At 59.6% G+C, this 14,026-nt stretch carries 10 protein-coding genes; 1 reads left to right on the forward strand and 9 read right to left on the reverse strand.

Annotated features, from left to right (window positions below; translation table 11 throughout):
* Nucleotides 1-11 precede the first annotated feature (11 nt).
* The 7 genes from M1P90_RS10600 to M1P90_RS10630 form a co-directional block, all read right to left on the reverse strand.
* Nucleotides 12-830 carry a response regulator gene (locus M1P90_RS10600; protein WP_483702588.1) on the reverse strand — a complete coding sequence of 273 codons (819 nt, stop codon included), beginning with the start codon at nucleotides 828-830 and terminating at the stop codon, nucleotides 12-14.
* 11 nt (nucleotides 831-841) lie between these two features.
* Nucleotides 842-1,294 (reverse strand): response regulator, encoded by a 453-nt coding sequence (locus tag M1P90_RS10605; protein ID WP_483702589.1) that lies wholly within the window; start codon nucleotides 1,292-1,294, stop codon nucleotides 842-844.
* Nucleotides 1,291-3,588 carry a PAS domain-containing sensor histidine kinase gene (locus M1P90_RS10610; protein WP_483702590.1) on the reverse strand — a complete coding sequence of 766 codons (2,298 nt, stop codon included), beginning with the start codon at nucleotides 3,586-3,588 and terminating at the stop codon, nucleotides 1,291-1,293. The genes M1P90_RS10605 and M1P90_RS10610 overlap by 4 nt, the downstream gene beginning before the upstream one ends.
* A gap of 39 nt (nucleotides 3,589-3,627) precedes the next feature.
* Nucleotides 3,628-4,092 carry a response regulator gene (locus M1P90_RS10615; protein ID WP_483702591.1) on the reverse strand — a complete coding sequence of 155 codons (465 nt, stop codon included), beginning with the start codon at nucleotides 4,090-4,092 and terminating at the stop codon, nucleotides 3,628-3,630.
* Between the two features lie 334 nt (nucleotides 4,093-4,426).
* On the reverse strand, nucleotides 4,427-4,726 hold the full coding sequence (locus M1P90_RS10620; RefSeq protein ID WP_483702592.1) for a response regulator transcription factor: 300 nt from the start codon (nucleotides 4,724-4,726) through the stop codon (nucleotides 4,427-4,429).
* Nucleotides 4,705-5,076: a response regulator gene (locus M1P90_RS10625; protein WP_483702593.1), complete on the reverse strand. Its 372-nt coding sequence runs from the start codon at nucleotides 5,074-5,076 to the stop codon at nucleotides 4,705-4,707. Before M1P90_RS10625 ends, M1P90_RS10620 begins: the two co-directional genes overlap by 22 nt.
* Before the next feature lie 17 nt (nucleotides 5,077-5,093).
* On the reverse strand, nucleotides 5,094-10,976 hold the full coding sequence (locus tag M1P90_RS10630) for a PAS domain S-box protein (protein ID WP_483702594.1): 5,883 nt from the start codon (nucleotides 10,974-10,976) through the stop codon (nucleotides 5,094-5,096).
* Nucleotides 10,977-11,455: 479 nt separating this feature from the next.
* Here M1P90_RS10630 and M1P90_RS10635 point away from each other — a divergent pair, with 479 nt between their 5' ends.
* On the forward strand, nucleotides 11,456-11,803 hold the full coding sequence (locus M1P90_RS10635) for a hypothetical protein (RefSeq protein ID WP_483702595.1): 348 nt from the start codon (nucleotides 11,456-11,458) through the stop codon (nucleotides 11,801-11,803).
* A 201-nt stretch (nucleotides 11,804-12,004) separates the two neighbouring features.
* On the opposite strand, the gene M1P90_RS10640 is transcribed toward M1P90_RS10635, so the two are convergent.
* Together M1P90_RS10640 and M1P90_RS10645 are read right to left on the reverse strand one after the other, a co-directional pair.
* A complete protein-coding gene (locus tag M1P90_RS10640; RefSeq protein ID WP_483702596.1) occupies nucleotides 12,005-12,607 on the reverse strand; it encodes an HD domain-containing protein in 603 nt (200 codons plus the stop codon).
* A 127-nt stretch (nucleotides 12,608-12,734) separates the two neighbouring features.
* The gene (locus M1P90_RS10645; protein ID WP_483702597.1) at nucleotides 12,735-13,991 is read right to left on the reverse strand and encodes an enolase C-terminal domain-like protein; all 1,257 of its coding nucleotides are present in this window, start codon (nucleotides 13,989-13,991) and stop codon (nucleotides 12,735-12,737) included.
* Nucleotides 13,992-14,026 lie beyond the last annotated feature (35 nt).

The following is a 14,026-nucleotide window of genomic DNA, read 5'->3' on the forward strand; positions in this document are numbered from 1 at the left end:
GGGGTATTTCCTTATAGAAAACGGCGCCGCTGCCCGATGCGGTAGTAATCGACCAGCAGCCCCATCATCTCAAGCGCCAGTAGCCGGCCTTCAACTGCCAGCGCGCGGCGGCGCTCGGCATTTTGTTTCGCCACACTCGCATCGAGCGCAGCAACGTGAACATCCATCAGGTCACGCGGGCCGCCCCCCAGGTCGCCCAGGCGCGTAATCAGCAGTTCCATCTGATCGCGCGGCTTTTCTTTGTATACAATGAGATGATCGAGATAGGTTCCCATTACTGAGTTATAGTCGTCAACAAGCTGGCTAAATGCGCCGCTGTGGCGCTCGCGCACCGCGCCGTTCAGGGTAAGCATGGCGGTGGTTTGGGTGCGCGCACTCCCCGACGAAAGCTGGCGCATGCGCCCTATCGTTTGCTGCAGCTCGCGGATCTGGGCTTCGCGCTGGCGCGTGATCGCGTAGCCAATCGCGCGGCGCAGCGTTTGCGGCCGGATTTCTTCTTTCGCCAAATAATCCTGCGCGCCGGCGTCGATGCATACAAGCGCCAATTCTTCATCGTTTATGCCTGTCAGCACCACAATAGGGATATTTCCCGCGGCGGCCCGTATCACTTTCACTGAGCCAGATCCTTCGCCATCGGGAAGGTGCAGATCCAGCAAAATAATATCGACCTGCGTGGTTTCGAGCCGGTGAATGGCGTCGGAGATGGTCGTTGCTTTGAGAATATCGTACTGTTTGGCCGAATGATCGGCAAGCATTTCAGCGACAAGTTCTGCGTCGGAAGAGCTATCCTCCACCAGCAGTAATATATACGTTTGCAGATCTGCGTCCATTGTTTCGCCTCTTATGCGGAACTGGTTCCATCACGCGGTGGCAGCTTGGCAATCGTGAACCAAAACTGCTCAATTGATTTCACAATCGCCTGAAACGCCTTGAGATCAAGCGGTTTGGTAACGTAGCAGTTTGCACCTAAATCGTAGCTGCGGGCAATGTCGTTTTCGGCATCCGACGAAGTGAGCACCACAACCGGGATGCGTTTGATATCGTCATCCTGCTTGATTTCTTCGAGCACCTGGCGGCCATCCTTGCGCGGCAGGTTGAGATCGAGCACAATCAGGTCGGGGCGCACGGCAGATGTATGTTTCCCGCGCTGGAACAGAAATTCAAGCGCCTCCACACCATCGGTCACAACAAACAGTTGCAGAAACAGCTTGTTAAGCTCAAGCGTTTCGCGCGCCAGGTCGGCATCGGCCGGGTTGTCTTCGATCAGCAGAATGGTTGTTGGTCGCAGCATCATGAGTACTTCTCTTCTACCCCTGGCAGCGTAAAGTAGAAAGTCGATCCCTGCCCGGCTTCTGACTCAAACCAGATCCGGCCGCCATGGCGCTCGACGATCTTTTTTGCTATGGCCAGGCCAATGCCGCTGCCAGGGTAGGTATTACGCTCGTGCAGGCGCTGGAAGATCTGAAAGATCCGCTGCGCATACTCGCTGTCGATGCCGATCCCATTATCGGCGACGCTAAACTGCCACAGTTTCTGATCGATCTGCTGCGCACTGACGACGATTTCGGGCGCTTTGTCGCCGCAAAACTTGATCGCATTGCTGATGAGATTTTGAAATAGCTGGCCGATTTGAATAGGGTCGGCCATAACCATGGGCAAATGGCCATAGGTAATCTGCGCGTTGGTTTCGCGAATTCTGAGCGCGATGCTGGCCAGCACACGCTTCAGCACAAAAGCGGTGTCGGTTGGCTCGAATGCTTTGCCCTGCGTGCCAATGCGCGAGTAGCTGAGCAAATCGTTGACGAGCTGCTGCATGCGCCGCGCGCCATCGACCGCATAGTTAATAAACTTGTCGGCCCGCGCGTCGAGCTGGCCCGCATAGCGTTCGCGCAGCAGCTCGGTGTAGCTTGCCACCATGCGCAGTGGTTCTTGCAAATCGTGCGAGGCGATATAGGCAAACTGCTCAAGCTCGGCGTTCGAGCGCCGCAATTCTTGTGTTTGGGCAAGCAGCGCCATTTCGGTGCGCTTGCGCTCGGTGATATCGCGGTTGACGAGCACCAGGCCAATGATTTCGCCTGCTGCATCTTTGAGCTGCGCCACCGAGCTCAGAATATTCAGCGGCGAGCCATTGCTGCGGTAGTGAACAACCTCGCCGCGCCACGAACCTTTCTGCTTCAGCTCGGCCTGCACCTGCGCAGCCGCAGTATCAACATACTCAGTTCGCAGCACGTCGGCCATTGCCATGCCCAGCGCCTGCTCGCTCGTCCAGCCGTATAATTCTTCGGCAGCAGCGTTCCAGTTGGTGATAAGATCGTGGAGGTTGGTTGCAATAATAGCATCCGAAATATTTTCTAGCAAACATGCTTGAAAACGCAGGTTATCCTGTGCATTTTTGCGCTCAGTGACATCTGTCGTCACAATAACGACACGCCAATCGGAAAAGCTGACTGGCGCTGCGCTCACGTTTGTCCATGTTACGGTGCCATCTTCTTTAATAATGCCTGTTTCAACGTCGTACACAGTTTCCATCTGGCGCAGCGCACGATTGCTGGCAAATTCTTCTGGGTGCATCGGCGTCCCATCGCTTTGAACATAGCTTCGTTGCCGATACTCAGGCATGTCGGGCGTGCCGGGTGGCAGGTTGACGATTTTGGCCAGCGCCGGGTTGGAATAGATCATATTCCGCTGTTGATCTAAAATTGCCACGCCCACCGGCAGCAAATCGACAATGGTGCTCAGCTTCTGTTCGGTTTCGCGCACGATGCGTTCGGCTTCCACGCGCTTCGAGATATCGACAATTGCGCTGAGCACATGCACGCCATCAGAGACATGGATGGGATTCAGGCCGATCTCAACAGGAAAGGTTGAACCATCCTTACGCATCCCATGCAGCTCGCGCCCCGACCCCATCATGCGCTGTGCCGAATCGGCGGTGAAGCCAGCGCGGTGCTGGCTGTGGGTGTCGCGCAGCAGAGCGGGCACAAGCATATCGACCGGGTTGCCAAGCAATTCGGAGCGCGGGTAGCCAAATTGCCGCTCGGCTTCGGTATTCACCAGCACAATACTGCCCGCATCATCGACCATAATAAATCCGTTAGGCGATGCCTCGACAATTGTGCGGAAGAGCTGGTCGGCATTCTTCTGCCGGGTGATATCGCGCGTAATAATCGACACGCAGCTCACCTGCCCATCGGGCGACCAGACGGGCGAAACCGTGAGCGACACATCGAGCAGGTAGCCATGCTTATGCATGCGCATCGTTTCGAAATGATGCACGCGCTCGCCATTACGGATGCGCTCGATGATCGTCCAGATCTCATTGCGGCGATCTTCGGGCACAATGATCTCGATACTGCTGCCAATTGCTTCCTGCGCCGTAAAACCATATAAATGTTCGGCCCCCGGGTTCCAGGCGATAATCACGCCATCCAGCCGCTTGGCAATAATTGCGTCATCGCTCGATTCGATGATTGCGCTATACAGCCGCTCAAGCTCGCTTGCTTCACTCGCCGGGATGCGCCCAGGCATATGCGCTGTGCCGTTGCCATTATGTGAAGCATGGTGCAGGTTATCGTTCGATGCGATCATAAGGCTACCTTCCAGTGTGGCAGTGTATTCTCAGCAGCGCTATGCCGATTGCCGCCCACCATATTCTTCGCCATGTGTCCGGCTGTGTTGTTTTGCGGCAACCTTGCGAATCGCGGGCAGCAGGGTTGTGTCGAGCTGTGTTTTTGAAACAACGCTATGTGCGCCAGCTGCCAGGGCTTGTGAAACGTACTCTTCGTCATCGAGCCAGCTCAGCGCAATGATGCCAACCTGCGGCCAGTGCTGGCGCAGCTGCTGAATCATTGCCGGGTCGATCAGGTTTGGAACGCTGAGCCCGATCAGTACAATAGCTGGCGCAACGTCCGCTTGTTCGATCAGCGCAGGTATATCGTTTGCCGCAGCGACTACTGCTACTTCAGCTGCATCGCGCTGTTGAAGCACATACACCAGCAGGTGCAAAAATGACTTACTGCGATCAAGAATTGCTATGGGAATTTTCACCATCTCATAGATCCTTGCCTCGTGCCTATTTATCTTTCTAGGCATAGCGTATCAATAAAATTGTGCCCTGTATATTCGTATATTAAGCTGATTATGCCTCCGTACTTAGCGCTATAAGGAAAAGAGCGCGAATACCGTAGAATTACGCACGTAGAATGAGCATGACATGCGTACATGTACATATTCTAATAATCCACGTATGATCGTAGCAGTAGAAAAATCGACAGTCTATTCGTAGATAGGCAGATCTCTTTACCTACGTATCCTTACGTAGTGCCCGAGCAGATGGAAACAGCGATCTTCTTCACCGTGCCAACAAAAAAGGGTTCGGGGGCGGGCATCCCACCCCTGAACCCGGCCATAGTATGGTGAATGCCGTTTATGCTTCTGGGTCGGCAGCAATGCCATTGGTGATCGCGTAGCGCAGCAGTTCGGCCTGCGATTTCAAATTCAGTTTGCGCATAAGATTTGCGCGATGTGTCTCGACCGTGCGCGGGCTGATAGTCAGGCGGTCGGCTATCGTAATGCTGGTGCTTCCCGCCGCCACAAGATGCAAAATCTGCCGTTCGCGCGCTGTGAGTATCTCGATCTGCGTGTTGGCTGGCATGCCGCCGTGCTGCAAGAAAAGGTCGACGGCGCGATCGGTGATGGCCGGGCTCAGGTAGCGGCGCCCTGCCACTGCCTCACGAATCGCGTGGAGCAATTCCCCGGCTGGGCATCTTTGAGCACAAACGAGGACGCGCCGGCCTGAAGGGCAGCACGGACATAGCTGTCATTCGCGTGCATGGAGAAGATCACCACACGGATGTGGCCGTTCGTGTCGATCTGTTCGAGCAGATCGATGCCATTGATATCGGGCAGCAGAATATCGAGTACCAGAATATCGGGGTGCAGGCGGGCAAGCAGCTCTAGTGTCTCGGCACCACTGGTCGCCTCGCCAACAATCTCAAGATCCGGGGCATCGTGAATGACCGCGCGCAAACCATGCAGCACCATCGGATGATCGTCGGACAAGACAACCCTTGCCATATCAACCTTCCTTTATGTTATTCCTCGGCATCATGTTCTGGCAAAAGAGCTAGTACCGGCAGCGGGATAGTGATATTCAGGTGCGTTCCTTCATGGGGTGCCGATTCGATCAGGAACGAACCTCCCAGCAGATCGATACGTTCGCGCATACCAATCAGCCCAACGCTCTGGCGTGATTGCAGGCGCGTTTCGACATCAAAACCCACGCCTTCGTCGTCGATCTGCACCAGCAGCTGATCGTAATCGCCCATGATGCGCAGCTCGACCTCGGGCACCTTTGCGTAGCGTGCAACGTTGGTTAACGCTTCCTGCACAACGCGATACACCGTGGTTTCGACCAGCGCAGGGAAGCGCCGATCGATATTAACATACCACCATTGAACGTTGATGCGTGTTTGCGCCTGGTAGCGATCGATCAGCCAGCGCAGCGCCGGCAGAAGGCCCAGGTCGTCGAGCATGCTGGGCCGCAGATCGAGCGACAGGTTGCGCACCCGGCCCAGCAGCTCGTTGATGGCGCTGCGGGCTTCGGCAAGCTGCGCGCCCAGGTCTTCGGGCGCAAGCATGCGCGCGCTGTCGAGCACGAGCTTCAGGCCGGTGAGCGACTGGCCCACCTGGTCGTGCAGCTCGCGGGCAATATAGCGCCGTTCGGTTTCCTGAGCTTCAACCAGCTGGTGCGAAAGCCGCTGAAGCTGCTCGGCGTTTTGTTCGAGTATTTTCTGGTTGCGGCGGCGCTCTTCGATGTCGGTATTGGCGCCGACCCATTTCAGTGGCAGCCCGGCAGCATCGTGCAACAAGACGGCGCGTGAGTCGAACCAGCGGTACACGTCGTCGTAGCGCCGAATGCGAAACTCGCTCGTGAAATCGGCATTGCTGGCCACTGCTGCTTCCCAGGCGGCAATAGTTGGCGCGCGGTCGTCGGGATGCAGCGCTTCGAGCCAGCCAAAACCAAGCTGCGGGGCTTCGGGAACGCCGGTATACTCGATCCACTGGCGGCTCAGGTAATCGCACTGCCCGTTGGGCTGGCAGGTCCACACGAGCTGGGGCAGGCTTTCGGCCAGCTGGCGGAAGCGCGCCTCGCTTTCGCGCAGGGCGTCTTCGGCCTGTTTGCGCTTGGTAATATCGATGCCGGTGACCAAAAAGCATGGCTCGCCAGCAATTTCGATTGCCTCGGCCGAAAGCAGAAACAGGCGCAGCTCGCCAGACTTGGTTCGCATGAGCGATTCGATATTATGAACCGTCCCCGTTGTATCGATCTGGCGAAGCATGCTCGCGCGCACTGCCGGATCGGCAAAAATCTTCAGATCTGCGGCCGTGTGGCCCACTAGCTCTTCGGTGTTGTAGCCCAGCGTCTGTTTGTAGGTATCATTGGCATCGACAAACATCCCGTCGCTGCGGCGAACAATAATCAGCGTGGCCGGGTTGGCGCGAAATGCTGTTGCAAAGCGCTGCTCGGACTGGCGAAGCGCGGTTTCGGCGCGGCTGCGCTCGGCCAGCTCGGCCTGAAGCTGCTGGAAAAGCTGTGCGCCGCTAATCGCAAGCGCGGCACGGTCGGTCAGATCCTGCATCAGCCGCAGGTCTTCGGCATCGAATGGTGGATGCTCGGGGCGATGACGGTACAGGCTCACCACGCCGCGCGATTGCCCCTGGATGATCAGCGGCACAAGCATAATGCTGTGCACAGAAATACGTTCGATCAGCGCCTGGAATTCGGGCTTGGTTGCTGCACGAAGCTGCTCGGGGCTGACAAACGGTATCAGCAGCGGCTGCCCACTTTGCATCACGCGCGTGTTCATCGAAAAATCGTCGGCAGGAAGTGATATTTCGCCCACCACCTTGCGCAGCAGCTCCGCCGTTGCGGGGTCGCTGTCGTAGAGTGCACGCATCGGCAGCCACGCGCCATCGTCGGAAAGCAGGCGCAGCGCGCAACCATCACCCATCAGCGAGGCGATTGTTTTGACAATACTGGCGAGCAAGCTGGCGTAATCGGTGCCAAGCTGGGCAAAAACATGCGACGCATCGGCAAGCACGCGCAGGCGCTGGGTGTAGGCTTCAAGCTGCAATTCGGCCAGCTTGCGCTCGGTGACATCAAACAGCAGCGTCAGGAAGCAGGGCTCGCCATTCACCTCGATCAACTCGGCCGAAAACAGGATCACAAGCTGCCTGCGATCTTTGGTTTGCATCGCGATTTCGGTATTGCGCAACCTGCCCTGCGCGCGGGCAGCGCTGCGTATTTCGGCCAGCGCCCCGGCATCGGGGAACAGATCGAGCTGGCCCAGCGTATGCCCAACCACCTCGCCACGCTCGTAGCCAAACAGCGTGCAAAAGCGTTCGTTAACGTCGACGAAACAGCTGTCGCGCAGGCGGCTGATCGAAAGCGCGGCCGGGCTGGCCTGAAAGGCCTTGCCAAAGCGCTCTTCCGATTCGCGGAGCGCGGCCTCCGAGCGTTTGCGCTCGGTGATGTCGCTGGTCACAACCACTGCGCGCCAGTCGGGCAGCGCCACGGGCGCGGCATTCACGCTGACCCATGTGATTGCGCCATCTTCTTTGACAATGCCAGTTTCGACCCCATACACAGCGCGCTGCTCATCGAGCGCCTGCGAGCTGGCGAAATCCTCGATCCGCATGGGCGTGCCATCCGGGTGGATGTATTCGCGCTGCCGGTAGGCACCTTCGTGCACCAGCCCAAGCGGAAGATCGATAATGTGCTCAAGCGCAAGGTTTGAATACACAACCTGGCGCTGTTCGTTCAAAATCGATACGCCAACCGGCAGCAGATCGACCAGCGCGCTGAGCTTTTGCTCGCTTTCGCGCAGCGCCGTCTCGGCCCGCTTGCGCTCGGTGATATCGACCAGGCTGCCCAGGTAGCACGCCACGCCATCAATGTCAATGCTTTCCAGCCCGCACAGCACCGTGCGAAGCTCGCCCGACTTGGTGCGCAGAAGCAGCTCGTAGTTGGATAAGGAGCCGCTTTCGCGCAGCAAATCGACAATCTCAGCGCGCTGGGCGGGGTTGAGGTACAGATCAAGCCCGATGCCAGTCTTCCCAATCAGCTCATCGCGGGCATAGCCAACCAAATCTTCATAGCTCTCGTTCACGTCCATGAAGGTAGCGTCGCTCTGGCGGGTTATCAGCATTGCAGCCGGGCTGGCGTGAAATGCCTGCGCAAAGCGCTCTTCCGATTTGCGCAATGCGGTTTCGGCGCGCTTGCGCTCGGTTATATCCACAATCGTGCTGAGAATGTGCATGCCCTGGCTGGTCTCGATGGGAGTTAAACCAATCTCAATCGGGAACTCGCTGCCATCCTTGCGCAGCCCGTACAGATCGCGCCCGGCGCCCATGGGGCGGGTTTCGGGATGCAGCCCAAAGCCCTGGCGAAAGCGGGCGTGGTTGGCGCGAAAGCGCGGCGGCACCAGCATTTCGACTGGCTGGCCAGCAAGCTCCTGCGGCAGGTAGCCAAACATGCGCTCGGTTTCGGCATTCACCAGCACAATCTGCCCATCGGTGCCCGCCATCACCAGCCCGCTCGGCGAAGCCTCAACAACCAGGCGGAAGCGCTCTTCGGCGCGCTCGCGCTCGTTCATCAGCTGCATCTGGCGCAGCACAATCGCGATCTGGCCGCCGATCTCGGTGACGATCTGCTGTTCTTCTTCCAGCAGCGTGGTGGCCTGCCCGGTAAACAGGTTGAGCTGCCCCATGCGCACGCCATCGGCATCAAGCGGCAGCGTCAGCAGGCCGTGCAAGCCCTGACTGGCGAGATGCTCGCGTGAAGGCGATTGCGGCAGGGCATCGGCGAACGCAGGCACATAGCGCAGCGATTGCCCGTAAAAGATTTCCACAGCTTTGGCAAGCTGAACTGGTTCAGCAGCTTCGCCGAGCGGCAGCAAGCGCCACTCGCGCTCAAGGGCGACCTGTGGCGGATGCCCTTGCGCAAAGAGCAAAACAGCACCGTAGGCATAAGGCACCAGGCTGTGCAGATCATCGAGGGCGTGGCCAATAATATCGTCCGCTTTCTGGCCCGCGAGCATTGCCTGGTCGATCGCGCGCAGCGTGCGCAGGCGTTGCAGGCTGCGTTGCAGCACGTCGTAGGCACGGGCGCGATCGAGTGCCTGCGCGCCAGCGGCGGCCAGCGCTTCGAGCACAGTGCGCTCGGCAGCTTCAAATCTGCGGCCTTCGCGGAAGTTGATCTGCAGCACGCCAATCTTGCGCTCGCCAGAAAGCAGCGGCAGTGCCGCGCGTGCCTGGAACCCTGCGCTGAGCGGCAGCACCAGCAGGTTCGGGAACTCGCGCGTTTGCTGGGAAAGCGAACTGATCCAGAGCGGCACGCCGACCTGCACCGCCTCGGTGAGCGCCGACGGCTGGGCGAGTGGAATGCGCGGCTGGGTTTCGAGAAGGGTGGCTTCGTACCCACGCGCATCAATGATTTGAAGATCGTGGGTTACTGGATCGAGCAGGGCTACCAGGCCGGCATCGGCGCCAAGCGCGTCAACGCCCTGTGTCATAATAATTTTGCTGACTTCTGCCACCGAAAGCGCACCCGAGAGTGCTGTCGTAACGGCATGCAATCGTTCCAGCCCCGCCGAGGTCTGTTCGGCCGAGATACGATCGCGCTGCTCGGCATCGAAGCGTTGCGCACTTTCAATGGCCAGGCTCGCGCGCACGCCCAATTCCTGGGCCAGGGCGAGATCGCTTGGGGTAAAAGTGGGCCGCTCGGGCTGGTAGCGATACACGGTGAGCACGCCCACCCTGGTGCCATAAACGTGCAATGGCACGCTCATCAGGCTGTGCATGCCGATGGCATCGCAGGTGGCCCAATAGTCTTCCGGCAAAAATGTTTTGCGCTCGCCGCGATCACCGAGCGACACAATGACCGGCTGGTTGCTGGTTAGCACACCTGAATTAACGCCGCCACCCGAAACGCCGATTGACAAGCCTTCCACGAGCTTTTGTATCAGCGCCACCCCGTCGGGCCTGGCATCATAGAACGCGATCGGCTCCAGGCGCTGTTCATCGGGCGAAAGGTAGAGAATGCCACAGCCATCGCCAAGCTGCGCAGCCACCGTGCGCGCGATCTGGCCGAGCAGGGCTGGGTAGTCGTTGCCCGCCTCGGCAAAGGCCAGCGACGCCGCCGCAAGCGAATCGAGCCGGGCAGCGTGGGCGCGCTCTTCGGCCTCGGCGGCGGCGCGCCCGCGCTCGGCCTGTTCAAGCGCCTGCATCAGCCAGTTGATCAGCGCGGCACCGGCGGCAACCAGCAGCACCAGTGTCAAGCCATTGCCAAATATTCCAGCGCGCGTATTCAGGCTATGCAATACGAGGCCGAGCACCAGCAGCACGCCCATACCAAGCATCATGCGGCGAAACACGCGCCCGGTGGCGGTCGCCTGCTGAAGCAGCCACAGCGCGCCCACGTCGGCCGTGAGCAGAAGCGCGCCACACGATAGCACCAGGAATAAAAGGCTGGTGATCAGCGACATGCCGGTTTCGCCAACCACCACATAAAAGCTGGGGTCGCCGATCAGGTAGCCGATCAGCGCGCGCAGGCCGAGGAAGAACACCAGGGAAGCCAGCCACTGCGCCAGAGACACCCCCCACGCGATCGGGCGCCCCAGCAGCGCCAGCGACGCGCCAGCCAGCACAAAGGTGAGGGCGGTTGATGGCGAAGGCGTGCCACCAAAAGGGGTGTGAAGCTGGGCAACTGCCTGCGGAAACAGCCAGCCAGCCAGCGCAAACGGCTGGCCACTGGCATAGGCAAACAGGATGAGCGCGCCAAACATGCTCGCCAGCGCGCCCAGCGCACTGGCAAGCGAGCGAAGCAGCTTCACTGGCCCAACACCCTGTTGCACCCAAGCCAGCAGCGCCAGGGCGGTGCCGCTGCCCAGGAATAATAGGGCAGTTGACGGCACCAGGGGCGGCAAAGCAGGGCTTACACGATATAGTATCGGAATACCAAACGCCCAACCACACAGCGCCAGCGCGCCAACCGCTAGAACGAGCACAGCAGAAAGAAGCGCGCCTGCGCGCGCCCGAGGCAATCCTGACGATGCAGAAGCATCATTCATGGGCGATCCCTTTGTGTCCCCACCACCGACCAACACCCACATCGAGCTAATTGCAGGACGAGTTCTTTAACGAGTATTTGTAGTTGAGGGCACTTTCATCTCAGCACGTAGCTGCGGGGTATGGCAGGAATGTTCTGCGGGCGTGGCAGAAGGCATTCACTGAGCATGAAGCGCTTGATATTGCCGAATCTGGTATAGTAGCATCGTCCAGAGAGTATAGCACCTTGCGGGAATTCGTGCGCAGCGCTTGCACACGCGCATCCCGTTTTCGCAGATCGAGCCAGGTGTGAGTGAATACGTTTCTTGAAGTACAGGGGATGGCAATGAGCGAAACCGAGGCAGAAACGCCAGCCGCGCGCTATGCGGCGCTGGTGGGCACATTTGGCGGGCGCGCGGGCGTGGCGCTTGGCGCAGGCAAGAAGCGGGGCTTTGGCAGCGACGCGCTGGCCGTGCACGGCAAAATCTTCGCCATGCTGGTGAGCGGCGCGCTGGTGTTCAAGCTGCCGCGCGAGCGTGTGGCCGAGCTGGTTGCCAGCGGCGCGGGCACGCACTTTATGGTTGGCGCGAAAGGCCAGCCCATGCGCGAATGGCTTGTGCTTGCGCCCGCCGCCGATGTCGATACTCAGGCGCTGGCCGAAGAAGCGCTGGCCTTTGTTGGCAAGGGGCGCTAATGCGCTTTCAGCGCAGGGGTTAGGGGTTGGGGGTTAGGGGCTGGGGATACAATACGCAACGCGGCGTTCCCTGCCGTATAGCAGTTTGCAGTCGGCAGGAGGCAGAAGGCAGTTGCATTTTCCGCGCTACAATGCGTTCTTACAAGCATATGAGTATTCTATTGTTCTGCAAACCGCTCTACAACCTCACCTGGAATTGCGCTACAGCGGTGCGCCCGCGCCTTCGTCGTCGGCGGCGTCGAGGAAATCGCGCAGCACCTGGATGCGCGGCGCGGCCAGGGCGCGGGCGCTTGGCAGGCGCAGCTGGCCGGGCAGGGTGTGCAGGTTGCGCCGCAGCAGCGCCAGCACTTCGGCAAAGGTTGGGAAGCGCGTGTCGCGCCCGATCTTGCTGACATTGCGCAGAATACCGACCGCGCCAAGCTGCTCAAGAATGTCGGCGTCGCGCAGAATAATCCCCTCAATCGTTTCAGGCGCGCGCGCCGGCAGGTGATCGCGGATAGCAGCCTGCACCGCCACAATTTTTTCCGGTGGGAAGCCCCACCCAGCCAGCAGGGCCGGCGCGCGCTCCATGGCGTAGGCCACATTGTCCCACCGGCTGAGCGCCTCGATCTCCTCGGGGCGGTGCCCGATGAACACGCCCAGGTCGTGCAGCCATGTCGCCGCGTACAAAATCTCGTCATCGTACTCCTGCCCAGCGCCAACACGCACCGCCAGCGCATACAGGCGCGGCTGGTGGCTGTACTTGTCGATGGGCAGCGCCTGCTCGCGGATGTAGGCGGCAATTGCCGCGCGCACAGTGTCCATGTTCACTCCTAGCACGTTCAGATCACCACCAAGACACCAAGGCACCAAGTTTCACCAGGCACTTCACATGCATCTTGGTGTCTTGGTGCCTTGGTGGTAAAGCTAGAGGTCGTTTACAACAACAATCCTACGGCGTCCAGATCGTGCCGTCAGGCCAGCGGCTCTGCGTCCAGCCAATCGGCTTGATCTCGATCGGGTACTTCGCCGCCGCCGCCTCGTCGATGTCGATGCCCAGGCCGGGCTGGTCGTTGGCCCACAGGTAGCCATTCGCCAGGGTCGGCGTGCCGGGGAAGACCTCGTAGATGCGGTCGCTGAAGTTAATCACTTCCTGAATGCCGAAGTTGTGGCAGGCCAGGTCGAGGTGCAGGTTCACTGCGTGGCCCACGGGCGAGGTGTCGCCCGGGCCATGCCATGCCGTGCGCACGCCGAAGTTCTCGCACAGCGCCGCCATCTTGCGCGCAGGCGTCAGGCCGCCAAGCTGCGAGATGTGAGCGCGCACATAGTCGATCAGCTGCTCGACAATCAGCGGTCGCCATTCGAGCGGGTTGTTGTGCAACTCGCCCATGGCGATTGGCGTGGCGCTCTGTTGGCGCAGGCGGCGGAACCACTCGATCTGGTCGGGCGCCAGCGGGTCTTCGAGGAAGAAGAGCCGGTACTGCTCAAGCTCCTTGGCCATGCGAATCGCGTCGATTGGCGCAATGCGCTCGTGGATGTCGTGCAGCAGGAACAGATCAAAGCCGATCTTCGAGCGAATATGGTCGAACAGCGGCGGGATCGAGCGCGCGTACACGTCGGCGTCGTAGTAGGCACCCGGAAAGGCGCTGTCGGCGCGATCAAGCGTCTTCATGCGGTGGGTGGCCTGCGGGGCGTCCTTGCTCGGCACAGCCGTCGCGGCGGTGATCTCCTTCACGCGCCCGCCGTAGCCGCCCATCTGGCAGCGCACCGCCAGGTAGCCTTCTTCCTGGTATTTAATGACGTTTTCGAGCACTTCCTGCGGCTCACGACCGTCGGCATGGCGGTAGACCATGGCGGCCTCGCGGCACTTGCCGCCCAGCAGGTCGTACACGGGCATGTTGGCGATCTTGCCCTTGATGTCCCACAGCGCCTGGTCCACGCCGCTGATCGCGTTGTTCAGCACCGGGCCGTTGCGCCAGTAGGAGTTGACGTGCATCATGTGCCAGAGGTCTTCGATGTTGGCGGGGTCGCGGCCCTGCAAGAGCGGATCGAGGTATTCTTCCACCGCTTTGGCAACCAGCGTCGGGCGCTGCGTGAAGGTCGCGCAGCCAACGCCGTACAGGCCGTCCTGGTCGGTTTCAACCTTGACAATCACCAGCGCGATGCCGTCGGGCGCGGTGAGGATCGGGCGGACTTTGGTTATTTTCATAATCGTGTCCTGTTATTTATCCACAGATTACGCAG

It is taken from the genome of Kouleothrix sp. 19917, assembly GCF_057073505.1.